This is a genomic window from Kineococcus halophytocola (assembly GCF_041276425.1).
Lineage (GTDB): Bacteria > Actinomycetota > Actinomycetes > Actinomycetales > Kineococcaceae > Kineococcus > Kineococcus halophytocola.
On record NZ_JBGFTU010000011.1, the window covers coordinates 116,993 to 134,770 of the forward strand.

The 17,778-nt window shown below is 76.3% G+C and carries 19 protein-coding genes and 1 riboswitch; of the genes, 5 read left to right on the forward strand and 14 right to left on the reverse strand.

Going from position 1 to position 17,778, the window contains the following annotated elements; all coding sequences use genetic code 11:
* Positions 1 to 18: 18 nt before the first annotated feature.
* From AB2L27_RS11410 to thiM, 4 genes are all read right to left on the reverse strand, one after another.
* Positions 19 to 717: a TenA family protein gene (locus tag AB2L27_RS11410; protein WP_370441587.1), complete on the reverse strand. Its 699-nt coding sequence runs from the start codon at positions 715 to 717 to the stop codon at positions 19 to 21.
* On the reverse strand, positions 714 to 1,529 hold the full coding sequence (thiD, locus tag AB2L27_RS11415) for a bifunctional hydroxymethylpyrimidine kinase/phosphomethylpyrimidine kinase (protein ID WP_370441588.1): 816 nt from the start codon (positions 1,527 to 1,529) through the stop codon (positions 714 to 716). The genes AB2L27_RS11410 and thiD overlap by 4 nt, the downstream gene beginning before the upstream one ends.
* Positions 1,526 to 2,152 carry a thiamine phosphate synthase gene (thiE, locus tag AB2L27_RS11420; protein WP_370441589.1) on the reverse strand — a complete coding sequence of 209 codons (627 nt, stop codon included), beginning with the start codon at positions 2,150 to 2,152 and terminating at the stop codon, positions 1,526 to 1,528. Before thiE ends, thiD begins: the two co-directional genes overlap by 4 nt.
* A complete protein-coding gene (gene thiM / locus AB2L27_RS11425) occupies positions 2,149 to 2,988 on the reverse strand; it encodes a hydroxyethylthiazole kinase (RefSeq protein ID WP_370441590.1) in 840 nt (279 codons plus the stop codon). The genes thiE and thiM overlap by 4 nt, the downstream gene beginning before the upstream one ends.
* Positions 2,981 to 3,081: riboswitch (TPP riboswitch) on the reverse strand. (Overlaps the previous gene by 8 nt.)
* Before the next feature lie 48 nt (positions 3,082 to 3,129).
* On the opposite strand from thiM, the gene AB2L27_RS11430 reads away from it, so the two are divergent.
* Complete coding sequence (locus AB2L27_RS11430) at positions 3,130 to 3,585, forward strand: DUF4383 domain-containing protein (protein ID WP_370441591.1); 456 nt, start codon at positions 3,130 to 3,132, stop codon at positions 3,583 to 3,585.
* A 28-nt stretch (positions 3,586 to 3,613) separates the two neighbouring features.
* Here AB2L27_RS11430 and AB2L27_RS11435 read toward each other — a convergent pair whose 3' ends face one another.
* On the reverse strand, positions 3,614 to 4,420 hold the full coding sequence (locus AB2L27_RS11435; protein ID WP_370441592.1) for an ABC transporter permease: 807 nt from the start codon (positions 4,418 to 4,420) through the stop codon (positions 3,614 to 3,616).
* Entirely contained in the window at positions 4,417 to 6,414 is a 1,998-nt protein-coding gene (locus AB2L27_RS11440) for an ABC transporter substrate-binding protein (protein WP_370441593.1), read from the reverse strand. Before AB2L27_RS11440 ends, AB2L27_RS11435 begins: the two co-directional genes overlap by 4 nt.
* Positions 6,415 to 6,475: 61 nt before the next feature.
* Here AB2L27_RS11440 and AB2L27_RS11445 point away from each other — a divergent pair, with 61 nt between their 5' ends.
* Entirely contained in the window at positions 6,476 to 7,555 is a 1,080-nt protein-coding gene (locus tag AB2L27_RS11445; RefSeq protein ID WP_370441594.1) for an acyl-CoA dehydrogenase, read from the forward strand.
* A 50-nt stretch (positions 7,556 to 7,605) separates the two neighbouring features.
* On the opposite strand, the gene eda is transcribed toward AB2L27_RS11445, so the two are convergent.
* On the reverse strand, positions 7,606 to 8,271 hold the full coding sequence (gene eda / locus AB2L27_RS11450; RefSeq protein ID WP_370441595.1) for a bifunctional 4-hydroxy-2-oxoglutarate aldolase/2-dehydro-3-deoxy-phosphogluconate aldolase: 666 nt from the start codon (positions 8,269 to 8,271) through the stop codon (positions 7,606 to 7,608).
* Positions 8,272 to 8,313: 42 nt separating this feature from the next.
* Positions 8,314 to 9,063, reverse strand: a complete 750-nt coding sequence (locus AB2L27_RS11455; protein ID WP_370441596.1) for an LmeA family phospholipid-binding protein — start codon at positions 9,061 to 9,063, stop codon at positions 8,314 to 8,316.
* Between the two features lie 55 nt (positions 9,064 to 9,118).
* Here AB2L27_RS11455 and trxA point away from each other — a divergent pair, with 55 nt between their 5' ends.
* Complete coding sequence (gene trxA / locus AB2L27_RS11460; RefSeq protein ID WP_370441597.1) at positions 9,119 to 9,550, forward strand: thioredoxin; 432 nt, start codon at positions 9,119 to 9,121, stop codon at positions 9,548 to 9,550.
* A 74-nt stretch (positions 9,551 to 9,624) separates the two neighbouring features.
* On the opposite strand, the gene AB2L27_RS11465 is transcribed toward trxA, so the two are convergent.
* The 3 genes from AB2L27_RS11465 to AB2L27_RS11475 are packed head-to-tail and all read right to left on the reverse strand — an operon-like array spanning position 9,625 to position 13,384.
* Positions 9,625 to 11,148, reverse strand: a complete 1,524-nt coding sequence (locus AB2L27_RS11465; RefSeq protein WP_370441598.1) for an APC family permease — start codon at positions 11,146 to 11,148, stop codon at positions 9,625 to 9,627.
* The gene (locus AB2L27_RS11470) at positions 11,145 to 12,026 is read right to left on the reverse strand and encodes a universal stress protein (RefSeq protein WP_370441599.1); all 882 of its coding nucleotides are present in this window, start codon (positions 12,024 to 12,026) and stop codon (positions 11,145 to 11,147) included. Before AB2L27_RS11470 ends, AB2L27_RS11465 begins: the two co-directional genes overlap by 4 nt.
* Positions 12,023 to 13,384, reverse strand: a complete 1,362-nt coding sequence (locus tag AB2L27_RS11475; protein WP_370441600.1) for a flavin monoamine oxidase family protein — start codon at positions 13,382 to 13,384, stop codon at positions 12,023 to 12,025. The genes AB2L27_RS11470 and AB2L27_RS11475 overlap by 4 nt, the downstream gene beginning before the upstream one ends.
* A gap of 95 nt (positions 13,385 to 13,479) precedes the next feature.
* Between AB2L27_RS11475 and AB2L27_RS11480 the strand changes: the two genes are divergently transcribed.
* Complete coding sequence (locus AB2L27_RS11480) at positions 13,480 to 14,151, forward strand: TetR/AcrR family transcriptional regulator (RefSeq protein WP_370441601.1); 672 nt, start codon at positions 13,480 to 13,482, stop codon at positions 14,149 to 14,151.
* Position 14,152: 1 nt separating this feature from the next.
* Here the strand turns inward: AB2L27_RS11480 and AB2L27_RS11485 are convergent, their stop codons facing one another.
* From AB2L27_RS11485 to AB2L27_RS11495, 3 genes are read right to left on the reverse strand one after another with little or no spacing between them, the layout of a single operon-like run.
* On the reverse strand, positions 14,153 to 14,836 hold the full coding sequence (locus AB2L27_RS11485; RefSeq protein ID WP_370441602.1) for a 3-oxoacid CoA-transferase subunit B: 684 nt from the start codon (positions 14,834 to 14,836) through the stop codon (positions 14,153 to 14,155).
* Complete coding sequence (locus tag AB2L27_RS11490; RefSeq protein ID WP_370441603.1) at positions 14,833 to 15,513, reverse strand: 3-oxoacid CoA-transferase subunit A; 681 nt, start codon at positions 15,511 to 15,513, stop codon at positions 14,833 to 14,835. The genes AB2L27_RS11485 and AB2L27_RS11490 overlap by 4 nt, the downstream gene beginning before the upstream one ends.
* The gene (locus AB2L27_RS11495; RefSeq protein WP_370441604.1) at positions 15,510 to 16,712 is read right to left on the reverse strand and encodes a thiolase family protein; all 1,203 of its coding nucleotides are present in this window, start codon (positions 16,710 to 16,712) and stop codon (positions 15,510 to 15,512) included. The genes AB2L27_RS11490 and AB2L27_RS11495 overlap by 4 nt, the downstream gene beginning before the upstream one ends.
* Before the next feature lie 70 nt (positions 16,713 to 16,782).
* Between AB2L27_RS11495 and AB2L27_RS11500 the strand changes: the two genes are divergently transcribed.
* Entirely contained in the window at positions 16,783 to 17,685 is a 903-nt protein-coding gene (locus AB2L27_RS11500; protein WP_370441605.1) for a LysR family transcriptional regulator, read from the forward strand.
* Positions 17,686 to 17,778 lie beyond the last annotated feature (93 nt).

Here is a 17,778-nt window from a genome sequence, read left to right on the forward strand (position 1 = left end):
CACCCGCCCCGGGTGGCCTCAGCCCCCGAGCGGGGGCCACCCCTCGCGCCGGTGCGCGCTCTCCCAGAACATCCACTCGTAGCGGGTGGCCACGGCGAACGCCTCGTGCATGGCCTCCGCCAGCTCCGGCCGGGCCGCGGCATCGACGAGGTCGCGGGCCGTCGCGGTCGCGGTGTGGAAGGCGGGGTCGTCGTAGGCGGCGACCCAGCGGGCGAAGGGGTGCCCCTCCACGAGCCCGGCGCGGGCGGCGAGCCGGCGGCCGGCGTCGGCGTAGACCCAGAAGCACGGCAGGACCGCGGCCGCGCCCACCGCGTAGGGCGCGGTCGCCGCCGTCGCGACGAGGTGGGAGACGTACCCCAGCGTGGTCGGGGAGGCGACGGGGACGCCGCCGTCACCGGGCGGCAGCAGCCCGCCGTCCAGCAGGTCCCCGTGCAGCGAGGCCTCCACCACGGCCGCGCCGTGCGCCGACCTCGCCCAGAACCCCGCCGCGCCCGCGTCCGGGGCCCGGGCGGCCAGCAGCGCCAGCGCCCGCGCGTAGCCCTGCAGGTACAGGGCGTCCTGCTCCAGGTAGTGCCGGAAGACGGCCGGGGCGAGGGTGCCGTCGGCCAGCTCGGCCAGGAACGCGCAGCGTTCCACGGCCCCGCGCACGGCGGCGGTCCGCTCCCACGCGGTGGCGGTGAAGGACGCGGCGGCGGTGGAGGACGGGGTGGTCGTCACGAGGGCTCCCGCAGGGCGAAGGCGTGGTCGAGGGGTCCGTGCCCGGACCCGATCCCGAGGGACCGGCCGGCGAGCAGGGCCGACTGCAGGTAGTCCCGGGCCGGGCCGGCCAGCTCGGCCCAGCCGGCCCCGGGGTGCAGCGCGGCCCGGGCGGCCAGGGCCGCGGACAGCGTGCAGCCCGTGCCGTGGGTGGCCGTGGTGTCGACGCGCGGGCGGCGCAGCAGCGTCTCCCCGTCCGGGCCGACGAGGACGTCCACGCTCTGCGGACCGGTGAGGTGCCCGCCCTTGAGCAGCACCGCGGTTCCCGTGCGGGAGAACAGCTCCCGGGCCTGCGCCCGCGCGCCGTCGAGGTCGGTCGCGGGCGCGGCGCCGAGCAGGACGGCCGCCTCCGGGACGTTGGGCGTGACGAGGTCGGCGGCCGGCAGCAGGTCCTCGCGCACGGCCGCGACGGCCTCGGCGTCCAGCAGCCGGTCCCCGCTGGTGGCGACCATCACCGGGTCCAGCACGACGGGCCCCAGCCCCCCGCGGCGCACGGCCGCGGCGACGGCGGCCACGACCGGCGCCCCGGCGAGCATCCCGATCTTCGTGGCGTGCACCGCGATGTCGGCCAGCACGGCGTCGAGCTGGGCGGTGACGAACGCGGCGGGGACCACGTGCACCCCGTGGACCCCGCGGGTGTTCTGCGCCGTCAGCGCCGTCAGCACGCTCGTCCCGAACACCCCGTGCGCCGCGAACGTCTTGAGGTCGGCCTGGATCCCGGCCCCGCCCCCGGAGTCGCTGCCCGCGATCGTCAGCGCGACCGGCGCGCTCACCGCTCCCACTGCGCCCGCAGGTCCCGCGCCGCCCGCTCCGGGTCGCCCGCCCCGCAGATCTCCGACACGACGCAGAACCCGGTGATCCCGGTGCCGCGCAAGGAGTCCAGGTTGTCCGGGTGGATCCCGCCGATCGCCACGCACGGCACCGGGGCCGCCGCGACGACCGCCGCCACCCCGGCCGCGCCGAGGGCCGCGGCCGCGTCCGGCTTCGTCGTGGTCTCCCGCACCGGCCCCACCCCGAGGTGGTCCACGACCGCCGGGTCCACCGCCGCGGCCTGCTCCGGCGTGGAGACCGACAGCCCCAGGAGCAGGTCCGGGGCGATCCGGCGCACCTGCTCAGCCGGCAGGTCGCCCTGCCCCAGGTGCACGCCGTCGGCCCCGGCGACGAGCGCGACGTCCACGGCGTCGTTCACCAGCAGCGGGACGCCCGTGCCGCGCAACGCCTCCCGCACGGCGACGACGAGGGCCAGGCGCTCGCGGTCGGTGCCCTCCTTGGCCCGGACCTGGACGGCGTCGACGCCACCGGCGACGGCTGCGCGGACGACGGCCGGGACGCCGCGGTCACCGCACTGGGCGGTGTCGGTGACGAGGTAGAGGGTGGGCCGGAAGGGGGCCCTCACGCCAGGCGCCCGGCGCCGTCGCGCAGGTCCTGCGGGCCGACGGCGTCGAGCTCGTCGATCCACGCGGTGGCGAACGACCCCGGCCGGCCGGCCCGCGCCGCGGCGCGTTCGGCCGCGACCGCGACGTGCAGGTGCGCGGCGGCGGCGGCCACCAGCGGGTCGGGCTCGGCGGCGGCGTAGGCGGCCACGAGCGCCCCGAGGGAGCACCCGGCCCCCGTCGTGCGGGTCAGCAGGGCGTGCCCGCCGGAGACGCGGACCGTCCGCTCGCCGTGGACGAGGACGTCGACGGGCCCGGAGACGGCGACGACCCCGCCGGTGCGGGCGCTGAGGCCGCGGGCGGCCTCGAGCGCGTCCTCGGCCCCGTCGGTGCTGTCCACGCCACGGCCGCCGGCGCCCGCCCCGGCCAGGCCGAGGACCTCCGAGGCGTTGCCGCGCACCACGGTCGGGGCGTGGGTGAGCAGGTCCCGGGCCACCCGGGTGCGGAACTCCAGCCCGCCCACGGCCACCGGGTCCAGGACCCAGGGCCGCCCGTGCTCGCGGGCCGACGCCGCCGCCAGCGCCATCGCCCGCGCCTTCGTCTCGTCGAGGGTCCCGACGTTGACGAGGACCGCGGAGGCGACGGCGGCGAACTCGGCCGACTCGTGGACGTTGTCGACCATCGCGGGGGCGGCCCCGACGGCGAGGAGGGCGTTGGCGGTGATCGTCTGGACCACCGAGTTGGTGAGGCACTGCACCAGCGGCGCCCCGTGGGCGACGGCCTCACGGGCGCGGGCGACGTCCTGGGCGGACACCGGCGTGGAACCGGTCGTGGAAACGGTCGTGGAAACGGCGGGCATGCCGCGACATCCCTTCGTCAGCATTACCTGAATCAGGTGCGACGGGTGTGATCTCAGCTGCGCGATCCGCGCGCAGCACCCCGTGTCGCGCTGAACGCTACACGGCGGTTTGCGGCCGGCCCCGCGGGGTAGCGCCTCGACATGAGCCTGAACCTGTCGGGATCGGACCTGTCGGTGCACCCGCGCACGACGGCGGGTCAGCACCTGTCCCTCCTCCTCGGGATCGTGCTCGTGGTCTTCGCCGTGGCGGGGTTCGCCGTCTCCGGTCTCACCGACTGGACCGGCGGCACGGAGGAGCAGCAGGTGATCGGGATGTCGGTGAACCCGGCCTCCAGCGCCGTGCACCTCCTCCTGGGGGTGCTGGGGATCCTGGCCCGCACGGGGCGCCGCCGCGCCCGCGGGTACGGGATCCTCGTGTTCCTCGCGTTCGCCGGGCTGTTCACCTGGGGCGCCTCCAGCAACGGTTCCGGGGACACCCCGCTGAACCTGGCCTGGCCGATCACCACGGCGCACGGCGTGCTCGCGGTGGCCGGGATCGTCATCGCCCTCGTGCCGGTGAAGGCCGGGCGGCGCCGGACCACCGCCGAGCTGGGCTGACCCCGCTCCGGTCCGGTTCCCGGGACGGTCAGCGACCCCCGCCGGTGCGGGTCGGCGGCTGCAGGAGCCGGTCGAGGAGGAAACCGGTCGCGCCGATGAGCACGATGGTGGCGGCCAGTCGCGGGTAGTCGAGCTGGTCCCGGGCGTTCAGGACGGCGTACCCGAGGCCGGAGTCGACGCCGAGCATCTCCGCGGGCACCAGGACGACCCAGCCGATCCCCAGCGCCAGGCGCAGGGCGGCGAGCACGTGCGGGCGCAGGGCGGGCACCACGACCGTGCCGAGCACCTCGACCCGGCTAGCGCCGAGCGAGCGGACGACCTGCAGGGCGGCCGGGTCCAGGCCGCGGACCGCGTGGGCCGTGGTGAGGGTCATCGGCCAGATCGCGGCGAGGGCGACGAGGGCGGCGACCGGGGCGTCGCCGACGCCGAGCAGGACGATGGCCAGCGGGGCCCAGGCGAGCGGTGAGGTCGTGCGGAGCACCGCGACGATCGGGGCGGTGGCGTGCTCGAGCAGGCGGCGCGAGCCCAGGAGCAGGCCCAGGGGGACGCCGGCGACGGCGGCCAGCGCCAGGCCGGTCAGCAGGCGCCGCAGGCTGGCCGCGGCGTTCACGGCGGTGGACCGCTCCTGGAGCAGGTCCCACACCGCCACGGCGGTCGGCCCGGGGCCCATCCGGCCGAGCACGGCGTTGTCGCGGGCGAGGACGTCGCACACCAGCCACCACGCGAGGACGGCGGCGAGCACGGCCGCCGGGCGCGCCAGCGGTGCGGGCCCGCGCGCGGCGGCGGCCGGCACCGCGCGGGGGCGCGGCCGGTCCCGGGAGTGCCGGGTGCTCACGGCAGCACGACCTCGGTGCGCACGGGACCGGCGGACCCGAAGGCGTCGAAACCGCCGCTGGACCGGATGGCGCGCAGGACCAGGTCCTCGCGCACCAGCTGCCCGTGGACGCCGTCCGGGTCCACGGCCTCGAGCCAGGCGGTGTCGCCGACCACGGCGGTCTCCTTCATCGCGCGCACGAGCTGCGCGGTGTACGAGGGGTAGGGGTAGGGCTGAAAGCCGATGCGGCGCTGCTGCCACCCCGGGTGCTGGATCGCCCCGTCCCGGACGTAGGCGGCGTCCGGGCCGGTGGCGAGCGTCCGCTCCAGCGCGGCCAGCGGCTGGGGCAGGTAGCCGCCGTCGGACAGGGTCCGGGCCGCGCCCTCCCGCCGGTCGCGCAGCCGGCGCTGGGCGGCGACGAGCGCCTGGACGGCGGCGGCGGCCGCCGCGGGCCGCTCGTCCAGCAGGCGCTGGTGCACGACCGTCACGCAGCAGGCGTGGTCCTTCCACACGTCGCCGGTGAAGCGCAGGACCTTGCCGATGCCCTGGACCTCGGCGGCGGCGTTGAACGGTTCGGCGACGGTGAAGCCGGCCACCTGGCCCGCGGCCAGGGCCGGCGGCATGTCCGAGGGCGCCATCAGCGCGAGCTTGACCTCCCCCGCGCCGGCGGAGGCCTCCCCCTGCAGGACCGGGGTCAGACCGGAGGACCGCAGCAGCTGCTGCAGCACGATGTTGTGGATGGAGTGCCAGAACGGCACCGCCACCGTGGTGCCGGCGAGCTGAGCGAGGGAGTCGACGTCGGGCCGCACCGTCAGGGCCGAGCCGTTGACGTGGTTCCACAGCAGGACCCGCACCGGCAGTCCCGCGCCGTGGCGCAGCTGGACCGCCAGGGGCATCAGCATGTGCACCACGTCGACGGTGCCGCTCTGCAGGGCCTCGGCCAGGTCCGGCCAGGAGCGGAACAGCACCGGGCGCGGGACGTCCAGGCCGACCGCGGAGAAGTCGCCCTCGGCGTGCGCGAGCAGCAGGGGGGCGGCGTCGGTGATGGGCAGGTAGCCCACGCGCAGCGGCCCGCCGCCGACCGCGGGCCCCTGCCGGCGCGGTGCGGCGGGTGGGGCGGTGACCGCGGCCGCGACGAAGGGGGCGGCCAGCAGCGCCGCGGAGCCGGCGACCTGCAGCACCCGCCGGCGGTCCACCGCCGCGCCGGTGCCCGCCCCCGGGGACCGGCCCGGTGCCCGCCCGCCGTCGTCCGCGTCGAGGTCGCGGACGTCGCGGACGTCGCGGTCAGCCGCGAACCGGGCGAGCAGGGCGCGGTGGGCGCTGCCGTCGGCGAGGCCGGCGCGGTCGGTCACGGAGCTGGGGACGACCTCGATCGGGCCGGGCCGGGTGCCCAGGAGACCGACGCGGTCCCCGAGCAGGAGCGCCTCGTCGAGGTCGTGGGTCACCAGGACGGTCGCCGGGCCGCGCCGCCGGTGGAGGGCGAGCAACCAGTCCTGCAGGTCGCGCCGGGTGACGGGGTCCAGCGCCCCGAACGGCTCGTCCAGGAGCAGCAGGTGGGGCTCGATGACGATCGCCCGGGCCAGCGCGACCCGCTGGGCCTGGCCGCCGGACAGCTGGGAGGGGAACCGGTCGGCCAGGTCCGCGATGCCCAGCTCCTCCAGCAGCCGCGCGACCCGCTCGCCGCCGGGGCCGGGGCGGGGCCAGCGGCCGCCGTTGCGGCGGTAGGCCAGTCCGAGGGCGACGTTGCCCGCCACCGTGCGCCAGGGCAGCAGGTGCGGGTGCTGGGAGACCAGACCGGTGGTGCTGCGCTCACCCCCGGAGCGGTGGACCACCCCGGCGTCCGGCCGGCGCAGGCCGGCGAGGACCTGCAGCAGCGTCGACTTCCCCGCTCCCGACGGGCCGACGAGCGCGAGGAGCTCCCCCGGGCGGACCCGCAGGTCGAGGTCCCGCAGCACCTGCCGCGCGCCGAAGCGCACCCCGACACCGGTCAGCTCGACGGCCGCTGCCTCCTCCACGGTCACGCTGTGTACCACACCGGCCCGCGACGCCGGCGGCGCGGACCGGCAGGATGGGCCCGTGACACCGGCCCCTCCCACCACCGCTGACCTGGCGCAGGTGCACGAGCGCTTCACCGCGACGGCGACCGCCGTGGACGCCGGCACGCAGGACGTGCGGGCGGGACTGCGGTGGCTCGGCGACCGGGGGCTGCTGCGCCCGGGGGGTGATCGCCCCACCCGCGCCGGTCACGCCGTGCGCCTGCTGCGCACGCTCGCCGCCGCCAGCCTCGCCGACGCCTTCGTCGCCTGGTCGCAGACGATGGTCGTGGAGTACCTCACCTGCTGCCCCCCGGCCCCGGACCTCGCGGACGTCCTCGCCGACCTGGGCGCGGGGGTGCTGCCGGGGGCCACCGCGCTGGCCCCCGCGATCACCGACGTCGGCGGCGGGGCCCCCGTCCCCGTCGTCGCGGAGCGGACGGCGGACGGCTGGGCCCTCACCGGCCCGGTCCCGTGGGCTTCGAACCTGTTCCCCGGCGCCGTCGTCGCCGTCCCCGCCCGAACCCGCGACGGCGGGCGCGTGGTCGCCGTCGTCCGGCTCGGCGCTCCCGGGGTCCACGTCGCGCCCGCGACACCGCTGTCGGCGTTGAACGCCACCGGGACGAGCAGCGTCGAACTCGACCGCGCCCCGGTCACCGCCGGTGCCGTGCTGACCCGGGACCTGCCCGCCTTCCTCGGCCTGTGCCGGCCCACGATGCTGCTGACCCAGGCCGCGATGGCGCTGGGCGTCGCCGACGGCGCGCTCACCTCCACCGCCGGGGCCGTGGCGGGGGCCGGGGGCGGTCCGGTCGCCGGGGTGCTGGAGGAGGACCTGCACGCGCTGCAGGCGCACCGCGACGCCGTGGCCGGGGACCTGGTGGCGCTGGCCGCCCGCCTCGACACCGCCGAGCCGGCGGCCTGCGCCCGCGCGCGCGTGGAGGCCCTGCACCTCGTGGCGCGCGCGGTCGAGCTGGAGGGGCTGGCCCGCGGCGGGGCGGGTTTCCGGGCGGGCGGTGCGAGCGCCCGCCGGCGACGCGAAGCGGCGTTCCTGCCGCTGCAGGCGCCGACCCTGCTGCAGCTGCGGGCCGCCGCGACCGCCGCGGCGCAGCACCGCGACCGGTAGCCGGGGCCTCACCCTCGGGGCCTCACCCGCGGGACCTCACCCGCGGGGCCTCACCCGTGGGCGCCGGTCGCCCCGCGCAGCGCGACCGCGGCGCGGGCCAGTTCCTCCACGCGCGCGAAGTCCCCGGCGGCCAGGGCGTCGGCCGGGGTGAGCCAGCTCCCGCCCACGCACCCCACGTTCGACAGGGCGAGGTACTCCCCCGCGGTGGCGGGGGAGATCCCGCCGGTGGGGCAGAACCGCACCTGCGGCAGGACCGTGCGCAGCGCCGCCAGGAACGGGACCCCACCGGACTGCTGGGCGGGGAAGAACTTCAGCTCGTGGATCCCGAGCTCCAGCGCCGCCAGGGCCTCGGAGACCGTCGCCACCCCGGGCAGCAGCGGCACGTCCCGGTCGCGCGCGGCCTCCACGAGGGACCGCGTCGTCCCCGGGCTGACGAGGAACTGCGCCCCGGCGTCGACGGCGCGGGCGACGTCGTCGGCCGAGGTGCAGGTGCCGACCCCGAGCAGGATCTCGGGGACCTCCAGGGCGACGGCGCGCACGGCGTCCAGCGCGACGGGGGTGCGCAGGGTCAGCTCGACGACGCCGATGCCGCCGGCGAGCAGCGCGCGGGCCAGCGGGACGGCGGTCGCGACGTCCTCGACGACGACGACCGGGACGACCGGGGAGACGTCGAGGACGCAGACCGGGGAGTGGGCGGGGGAACGGGTGGCGGACACGGGGGCTCCTCCTCGAGTACCAGGTACCCCACTGTCCCAGCCTCAGCCGACCCGGACCGCGCTGGGGGTGACGGTCCCGGTGACGACGAGCCCGTCGTCGGCCACGCTGATCGCGTCGAGCCGCACCTGCGGCGGCAGCCCCTCCAGGGGGAAGGAGAACCCGTCGAACCCGGCCGCCGCGAGGAGCTGGTCGGCCCGGCGCAGCGGCACGGACGCCCCGGCCACCTCGGCGCGCACCGGCTCCAGCCGCACGTCCGAGCCCTCCAGCACCGGCCGGCCCGTGAGCCCCAGGTCGACGCCGAGCCCGAAGACCCGCACGGTGGTCCCGGCGCGCACGGCGTCGCCGTCGCGGCGCAGGGTCACGTCGAGCCCGCCGACGGAGGCCCGCTGCGCGAGGTCGGAGTAGGCCACCTCGGCGCGGACGGTGCCGCCGGCGACGTCCACGGTGCCCGCCCCGCCGGTGAGGACGCTCCTGGGCACGTCCACCGCGGGCAGCCGGACGCGCAGGTCGCGCACGAGGAGGTCGTCCTCGGTCGTCAGCTCGTCCACCGTCACCGTCACGTCCTCGAAGCGGCCCCGCGCGGCCTGCCACAGGAACGACCCGCCCGCGACGTCGACCTGCGGGTCCTGCGCCAGCCCGTACTCGGTCCGCAGCTGCGCGGCGACCCGGTCGGTGGCCCAGGCGCGGGCGGCCAGGTCGGCGGCGACGGCGATGAGGGCCAGGGCGAGCAGGGTGACCAGCGTCGGGACGAGGACCCGGACCGGACGGCTGGAGTCGGAGCGGCGCGGCACGCACCCACTGTCCCAGGCCGGGAAGGTCTGGCGAGCCCGTGTGGTTGTGGGGGGCATGAGCACTCAGGCACTGACCCTGGAGACGCACGACGAGACCGTGAAGGACGGGATCGTCCTCATCGACTTCTGGGCCGACTGGTGCGGTCCGTGCAAGCAGTTCGCGCCCGTCTTCGAGCAGGCCTCCGAGCAGCACGGCGACATCACCTTCACCAAGGTGGACACCGAGGACCAGCAGCAGCTCGCCGCCCTCTACGGCATCACGTCGATCCCGACGCTGGTCGCCTACCGCGACGGCATCCCGGTGTTCGGTCAGCCCGGTGCCCTGCCCGGCCCGGCGCTGGAGCAGCTCATCGAGCAGGTCCGCGCCCTGGACATGGACGAGGTGAAGCAGCAGTACGCCCAGGCGGTCGAGGCGCAGGCCCAGCAGCAGCAGGCCCAGCCGCAGCGTCAGGGCGTGCGCGCCGGGACGGACCCCGCCTCCTTCTGAGGACCGGTCGCACGGGACGCACGAGAGCCCCCGCCCTGCTGGGCGGGGGCTCTCGCACGTCCGGTCCCGGCGCCTCAGGCGTCGGTCGTGCTGCGCCCCACCACGAGGGACTCCCCGCGGAAGAACCCGGGCCGGCGCGCGTACTGGACGGCCATGACGACCAGGCCCAGACCCAGCACCCCGACGCCCAGGATGAACACCAGCCCGACGCCGCCGATCTCCGACCCCGACCCGTAGGAGGGGTCCATCGAGTCCACGGCCGTCTGCACGAAGAACACCAGGAGCAGCAGCCCCCCGACCAGGGGCGCCAGGCACGTCGTGAGGAACGCCGTCGCGTTCCCGCCCCAGCTGCCGCGGAAGTACCAGACGCAGGCCAGGGCGGTGACCCCGTAGTAGAAGCAGACCATCATGCCCAGGGCGGTGATGGTGTCGGACAGGACGTTCACCGACACCACGCGCATCACGGCGTAGAAGGCCGAGGCGACGACCGCGGCGACGACGGTCGCGTAGCCGGGCGACTGGAACCGGCGGCTCACCCGGGCGTACTGCGGGGGCAGGGCCCCGTAGTGGCCCATGGCCAGCATGGTCCGGGCCGGGGAGATGAACGTCGACTGCAGCGAGGCCGCCGAGGAGGCCAGGACGCACAGCGACATGAGGATCGCGAAGGGGCCCATGACCGGCCCGGCGAGCGCGGCGAAGATGTTCTCCTGGATGTCCGCGTTGCCCATCCCCAGCTCGCCGTCGCCGGTGCCGGAGAAGGACAGGACGGCCAGGGCGATGGTGAGGTAGAGGACGACGATGACGGCGATCGTGGACAGCGCCGCCCTGCCCGGGGTGGTGCGCTCGCCCTGCGTCTCCTCGTTCATGGTCAGGACGACGTCCCAGCCCCAGTAGATGAACACCGACAGGGAGATCCCCGCGGCGAACGCGGAGAACGACCCCACCCCCAGCGGGTTGAACCAGCCCGGGTCGATCGACAGGCCCGCGGGGGCGGACCCGTCCGCGACCCGGGTGAACGCGGCGACCGCGAACCACCCGAGGACGAGGAACTGGAACCCCACGAGGACGTACTGGACGGCCTTGGTCGCCTCCAGGCCCCGGTAGGACACCCAGCAGGCCAGCGCCATGAACACCAGGCACATCGCCACGTTGACGGGGACGTTCGCGGCGAGGTCGGCGATGCCGGCGTTCCCGGTGGCCTGGGACAGCATGAGGTAGAAGAAGTCGACGGCGATGCCGGCGAGGTTGGACAGCACGAGGATGGTCGCGGCCAGCAGACCCCACCCGCCCATCCAGCCGATCCACGGGCCGAACGCCCGCGACCCCCAGGTGAAGGTCGTCCCGGCGTCGGGCATGGCGTTGTTCAGCGCCCGGTAGCCCAGGGCGACCAGGAGCATGGGCACGAACCCCACGATGAAGATCGCGGGGAGGTGGTCCCCGACGGCCGAGGCCGTCGGGCCGAGGGCGCCGGTGAGGGTGTACGCGGGGGCGATGGTCGAGACGCCGATGACGACGGCGCCCAGCAGGCCGACCCGTCCCCCGCCCAGGCCCTTGGCCTCGTGGGCGTGCCGGGTCCCGCCCACGGGGGCCGCGGTCACGACCGGCTCCCCGCCGGCTCACCCGCGGGGTCGCGGGGCACGACGACCACGGGGACGGGCACGTGGCGCAGGATGCGCGCGGCCGTCGGCCCGAGGAACGTCTGCCGTCCCGGCGCGAGCCGGGAGGACCCGAGGACCAGCAGACCGCCTGCCGCCCAGTCGATCGAACCCACTGCTTCCGCCACGGTGCGCCCTCGCCCCATCTCCACGTCCACCCGGGCGGTCGCCGAGCGCGACCGCACCTCCTCGACCAGGGCCCGCACCCTGCCCACCGCGTCCGGGTCCGCCCCGGAGTTCTCGTCCACCTCGACGAGGTTCACCACGTGCAGGGGCAGGCCGGTCCTGGCCGCAGCCTGCCACGCCTCGGCCAGGACCGCGGCCGCCCCGGGCCGGGTGCCCACCGCGACGTAGAGGTGGTCCACCCGTTCGGGCGTCTCGCGCCGCGGCACGAGGACGACCGGCACGGGCGAGGCGTGCAGCAGCGTCCGGGCCACCGTCCCGACGCCGAGCGGGTTGACCCCCCCGTCGGCGCCGACGACGACGGCGGCCGCGCCGGTCTCGGTGGCCGCGTCGAGCAGCCCCTCGGCCACGGACCCGGCGGTGCGGACGTCGGCGCGCGCGTCGACCCCGGCGCCGAGGGACGCGAGCGCCTCGTCGGCCCAGCCGCGGGCCTGCTCGGCGATGACGCCGGTGACGTCCCCGACGGGCGGGTACACGCCGGAGAACGGGTCGTCGCTGCGGACGACGACCACGACGTCGAGGCCGACGTCGAGCGAGCGGGCCAGGACGGCCGACCAGCGCAGCGCGTCCCGGCCGCGGTCCCCGCCGTCGTACGCGACGACGTAGCGGGGCCGGCCGGTCGTCGTGGCGGCGCTCACGTCAGGGCCGCCTCGACGTCGGCGGCGGCGGCCCGGCCCGAGCGCAGGGCCCCGTCGACGTGCTGGTAGCCCTCGGCGGCCAGGTCCGAGCACGCCCAGTGGATCGGCCCGACGGGCGTGCGCTGGTCGGCGCCGTAGCGGGCCAGGCCCCCGAGGTCGAAGCTCGCGGCGTACGCGCCGCGGGTCCACTCCTCGCTGCCCCAGTCGGACTCGTAGTAGGCGAGGGGGTCCAGGGCCTGCTCACCGAGGAACTGCGCGACCGAGGCGAGGATCCGCGCCCGGCGCTCGTCCTCGGGCAGGGCGAACACCGCGTCGGCCTTCTCGTCGGCGACGAACGCGACGAGGGTCCCGCGGTCGTCGCCGTGGATCGTGTTGTCGTACACCTCCTGCACGAGCGTGCTCGTGCCGAAGCAGGTGCCCGACAGGCCCTCGCGGCGCCAGAACGGCGTGGGGTAGGTGGCGTGCACCTTGATGACCAGTCCCATCGACAGGTGCTGGTGCATCTGGTGCTGACGGCGCGGCAGCGGCGGGTCGTAACCGATGCGGGAGAACAGCGGCGGCGGCACGGCCACGACGACGCGGCGGGCGCGGACGGTGACGCGCTCGGACTCCACGACGACGCCGTCCTCCCCGTGCCGGATCGTGCGGACGGGGGTGGCGAGGTGGACGCGGTCGCCGAGGTCGGCGGCCAGGCGCTGCGAGACCGACTGCATCCCCCCGACGACGCGGCGGTCGAGGATGAAGCACTCGTCGGTGAGGTTCGTGAACGACCCGGCCGAGGCGGCCATGAGGACGGCCTGCAGCGTGGAGAACGCGTGCGCGGGTTTGGTGAGCATGGCCCCGGCGATGAACAGGGCGACCGTCGTGCACGCCTCCTCGTCGTCGGACTGCCGGCGCAGCCAGTCCTCGAAGGAGATCGTGTCGAGCTCGCGGGCGCGCGGGTGCGCCCACGGTTCGGTGGCCCCGACGGCGGCGACGAGGTCGTCCACGAGCTCGGTGAGCCGGGCGATCTCCTTGGCGGTGGAGTCCGGGACGGGGAACGTGTCCCCGCGGTAGGTGCGGCGGACGCCGTCGGCGCCGATGTGGACGTTCTCCCCGTCGCGGTGGCGCGGGTACGTCGTCATGCCGAGCTCGTCGAGGAGGCCGAGCAGCTCGGTCTGGTCCGGGGAGACCCACTGCCCACCGATCTCCAGGGTCACGCCGTCGCGCTCGTCGGTCCAGGTGCGGCCGCCGACGCGGTCGCGGGCCTCCAGGACGACGACGTCGCGGCCGGCCGCGGCGAGGTGGCGGGCGGCGTTGAGCCCGGCCGGTCCGGCGCCGACGACCACCACGTCGGCGGTGAGTTGCTGGGGGTGCACGGGACCTCCCGGGTCCGGGTCGACGGTGACGGTCACGAAGTGAACAGGCTTCATTAAGAAGGTGCCCCGAGCCCGTGTCAAGGGTGTGCGTCAGGATGACCCCCGTGCCCGCCGCCGCCTCGTCCGCTCCACGCCGGGGCCGGGGTCGGCCGAGCAGCCCGGTCCTCACCGCGGACGGGATCACCGCCGGAGCCGTCGCGCTGCTGGAGGAACGGGGCCAGGACGGGCTGACGATGGCGGCCCTCGCCCGCCGCCTCGGGGTGGCCCCCAGCGCCCTGTACAACCACGTCGCCACCAAGCAGGACGTGCTGCGCGCGGTGCAGGACGACGTCAACCGCGGCATCGACTGCTCGGGGTTCGGCCGGGACCCGTGGGAGGAGGCCCTCGCCGCCTGGGCCCGGTCCTACCGCGACGCCTACGCACGCCACCCCGCGCTCGTCCCGGTGATGGCGGTGACGCCGGTGGGCAGCGCCCCGCACACCGTCGCGATGTACGAACGGGTCAGTTCGGGGCTGCTGTCGGCGGGCTGGCCCCCGCACCTGGTGACGAACGTCGTCGTGGCCGTGGAGTCGTTCGTGCTCGGGTCCGCCCTGGACACCCAGGCGCCCGCGGACATCTTCGACCCCGGCGACCTCGCCGCCACCGCACCGGGGGTCACGACGGCGAACGCCGCCCGGCCGGAGGGGGACACGGCACGGGCGGCGTTCGAGCTGGGGCTGGCGGCCCTGCTGGCGGGGTTGCGGGACCTGCTCGCCTCCGCGAGCTGAGTCAGCGCCCCCGCAGCACCACGTCCGGGAGTTTCGCCCGCAGGTCGGCGACGGTCGTCCCCCACGTCTCCTCGACGACGACCTCGCCGCCGGCCAGGGACAGGACCGCCTCCTCGCTGTAGATCCGCGACACGCACCCCACCCCGGTCAGGGGGTAGGTGCAGCTCGGGACGAGCTTGGGCGACCCGTCGCGCCCGACCAGCGGCATGACGACGAACACGGCCTTGGCCCCCGTCGCCAGGTCCATCGCCCCGCCGACGGCGGGGATCGCGTCGGGGGCACCGGTGTGCCAGTTCGCCAGGTCGCCGTTCACCGCGACCTGGTAGGCGCCGAGGACGCAGACGTCGAGGTGGCCGCCGCGCATCATGGCGAAGCTGTCGGCGTGGTGGAAGTAGGAGGCCCCGGGGGTCTCGACCACCGGGATCTTCCCGGCGTTGACGAGGTCGGGGTCGATCTCGTCGCCCACGGCCGCCCGGCCCATGCCGAGCATCCCGTTCTCGGTGTGCAGCACGACCCCGGACTCCGGGCTCAGGTGGTCGGCCACCAGGGTCGGCCGGCCGATGCCGAGGTTGACGTACGCCCCGTCGGGGATGTCGCGGGCCACGCGGGCGGCCAGCTCGTCCTTCGACAGCGGCCCGCGGTCGGTGTGCTCGACGGGGTGCTCGACGGTGTGCTCGATCCTCACGCCGCCACCTCCTGCGGGATCCGCACGACGCGGTCGACGTAGATCGCCGGGGTCACCACGTGCTCCGGGTCCAGCCCACCGGTCGGCACGACGTCGCAGACCTGCACGACGCTGGTGCGCGCGGCCGCCGCCATGACCGGGCCGAAGTTCCGGGCCGTCTTGCGGTACACCAGGTTCCCGAACTCGTCGGCCAGGTGCGCCTTGACCAGGGCCACGTCGCCGTGGATCGGGAACTCCAGCAGGTGCTCGCGCCCGTCGATCACGCGGGTCTCCTTCCCCTCGGCCAGCGGCGTGCCGGCGCCCGTCGGGCAGTAGAACGCCCCGATCCCGGCCCCGGCCGCCCGCAGCCGTTCGGCCAGCGTGCCCTGCGGCACGAGTTCCAGCTCGATCCGGCCCGCCCGGTAGAGGCCGTCGAACACCCACGAGTCGCTCTGCCGCGGGAACGAGCAGACGATCTTGCGGACCCGGCCCGCGGCGAGCAGGGCCGCGAGCCCGACGTCGCCGTTGCCGGCGTTGTTGTTGACGACGGTGAGGTCCTTCGCCCCCTGCCGCAGCAGGGCGTCGATGAGTTCCACGGGCTGACCGGCCGCGCCGAAACCCCCGATGAGGACGGTGGCGCCGTCGGCCACGTCGGCGACCGCCGCGTCGGCGTCGGCGGGGAACTGCGTGCGGCTCAACGGACTCCCGCCTCCTGCGCGTCGGTGTTCTCCAGGACGACGGCGAGCCCCTGCCCGACGCCGATGCAGATCGCGGCCACGCCCCAGCGCACGCGCTCGGCGCGCATCCGGGCCACGAGGGTTCCCACGACGCGCCCCCCGGAGGCTCCGAGCGGGTGCCCCAGGGCGATGGCCCCGCCGCGGGTGTTGACGATCCCGGGGTCGATCCCCCAGGCGTCGAGGCAGGCGAGGGACTGCACGGCGAACGCCTCGTTGAGCTCCACGGCCCCCACCGCGTCCCAGCCGACCCCGGCGCGGGCCAGCGCCCGGTTCGCCGCCTCGACGGGGGCGAACCCGAAGTCCTGCGGGTCCAGGGCGAACGTCCCGCGGCCGGCGACCCGGGCCAGGGGGTCGTGGCCGACGGTCGCGGCCGCCTCCGCGGTCGCGAGCAGCACCGCCGAGGCGCCGTCGGACAACGGCGAGGCGTTCCCGGCGGTGATGGTCCCGGCCGGGTCGAACGCCGGCTGCAGCTCCGCGAGGCGTTCGACCGTGGTGCCGGGGCGGATCCCCTCGTCCTTCGTCACCTCACCCACCGGCACGACGAGGTCGTCGTAGAACCCCTCGGCCCAGGCGGCGGCCGCCCGTTCGTGCGAGCGGGCGGCGAACTCGTCCTGGCGCGTGCGGGAGATGCCGAACCTCTGCTGCAGCAGCTCGTTCGCGCCGCCGAGGCTGACCGTCCACTCCGTCGGCATCCGCGGGTTCACCAGCCGCCAGCCCAGCGTCGTCGAGGCGGCGGTGACGTCCCCGGCGGGGAAGGCGCGGGAGGGTTTCGGCAGCACCCACGGCGCCCGCGACATCGACTCCACCCCGCCGGTGAGCACGACCTGCGCGTCGCCGGTCTCCAGGGCGCGGGACCCGGTGAACAGCGCGTCGAGCCCGGAACCGCAGAGCCGGTTGACGGTGCTGCCGGGCACCGACGTCGGCATCCCGGCGAGCAGGACGGCCATCCGGGCCACGTTGCGGTTGTCCTCCCCGGCGCCGTTGGCCAGGCCGAGGACGACCTCGTCGACGTCCCCGGCGGCCAGCCCCGGGGAGCGGTCGAGGGTGGCGCGCACGACGGCGGCGGCCAGGTCGTCGGGTCGGGTCTGCGCCAGCGCGCCGCCGAACTTGCCGAAGGGGGTGCGGACGGCGTCGTAGACGTACGCCTGGGGGGTGGCCACGGGTCCAGCCTGGCCCCGGACCACCCATACGTCCAACATCCGTTGCGAACCGGATCGGTACTCCGGGAGTATGGACGTCGTGACGCTGCGCCGGCTGGAGTACTTCGTCGCGGTGGCCGAGCACCGGTCGTTCACCGCGGCCGCCCGCGCGCTGCACATGGCCCAGCCGCCGCTGTCGGCCCAGGTCCGCGCCCTCGAGCGCGAGGTGGGGGCCGAGCTGTTCGACCGCACCGGCCGCACCCCGGTGCTCACCGCCGCGGGCCGGGCGCTGCTGCCGGAGGTCCGTCGCCTGCTCGCGGCGTACGCCCGCCTGCCCGCCACCGCGCGGCAGGCGCGCGACGGCGACGTCGGGCGGCTGCGGGTGGGGCTGGTGCCCTCGGCCGTGGCCGGCGGCCTGCCCGACGTGCTGCGCCGGGTGCGCGGGGAGCTGCCGGGCCTGGAGGTGGCGCTGGTCGAGGGGCGGCCCACCGAGCTGCTGCGGCGCCTGGACCACGACGACCTCGACGTCGTCCTGCTCTACGCCGTCCCGGACGGGCCGGCCCTGGCCTCGCAGGTGCTGGCCCGCGAACCCCTCGTGCTGGCCCTGCCCCGCGGGCACCGGCTGGCGGCCGGGCCCGCGGTCGCCGTCGCCGACCTGGAGCACGAGCCGCTGCTGCTGCCGGCCCGCCACGGCGACGACGGCCTGCGCGAACGGACCGCCGCGCTGCTGGCCGGGGTGCACGTCCGGGTCGTGCAGGACGACCTGTGGATGGTGCAGACGATGGTCGCGCTCGTGGCCGCCGGCCTCGGCTGCGCCGTCGTCCCGGCCTCCACGACGGGGCTGCGGCCCGACGCCGTCGGGTACCGCCCGTTCACCGGCACCGCCCCCGGCCTGGAACTGGTCGCCACCTGGCGCGAGGACCGCGACCACCCGCCGGTGGCCCGGTTCCTGGACCGGTGGACCACCCCCGGTACCGGCACCGGCCCGTCGTGAGCCCCCTCCGGCCACCCGTCCACGGGGACGTGAAGACCGCCGGTTCTTCACCTGGTCGCAACAACCGGGGAACATCCCGGCCGGGAACCGGTG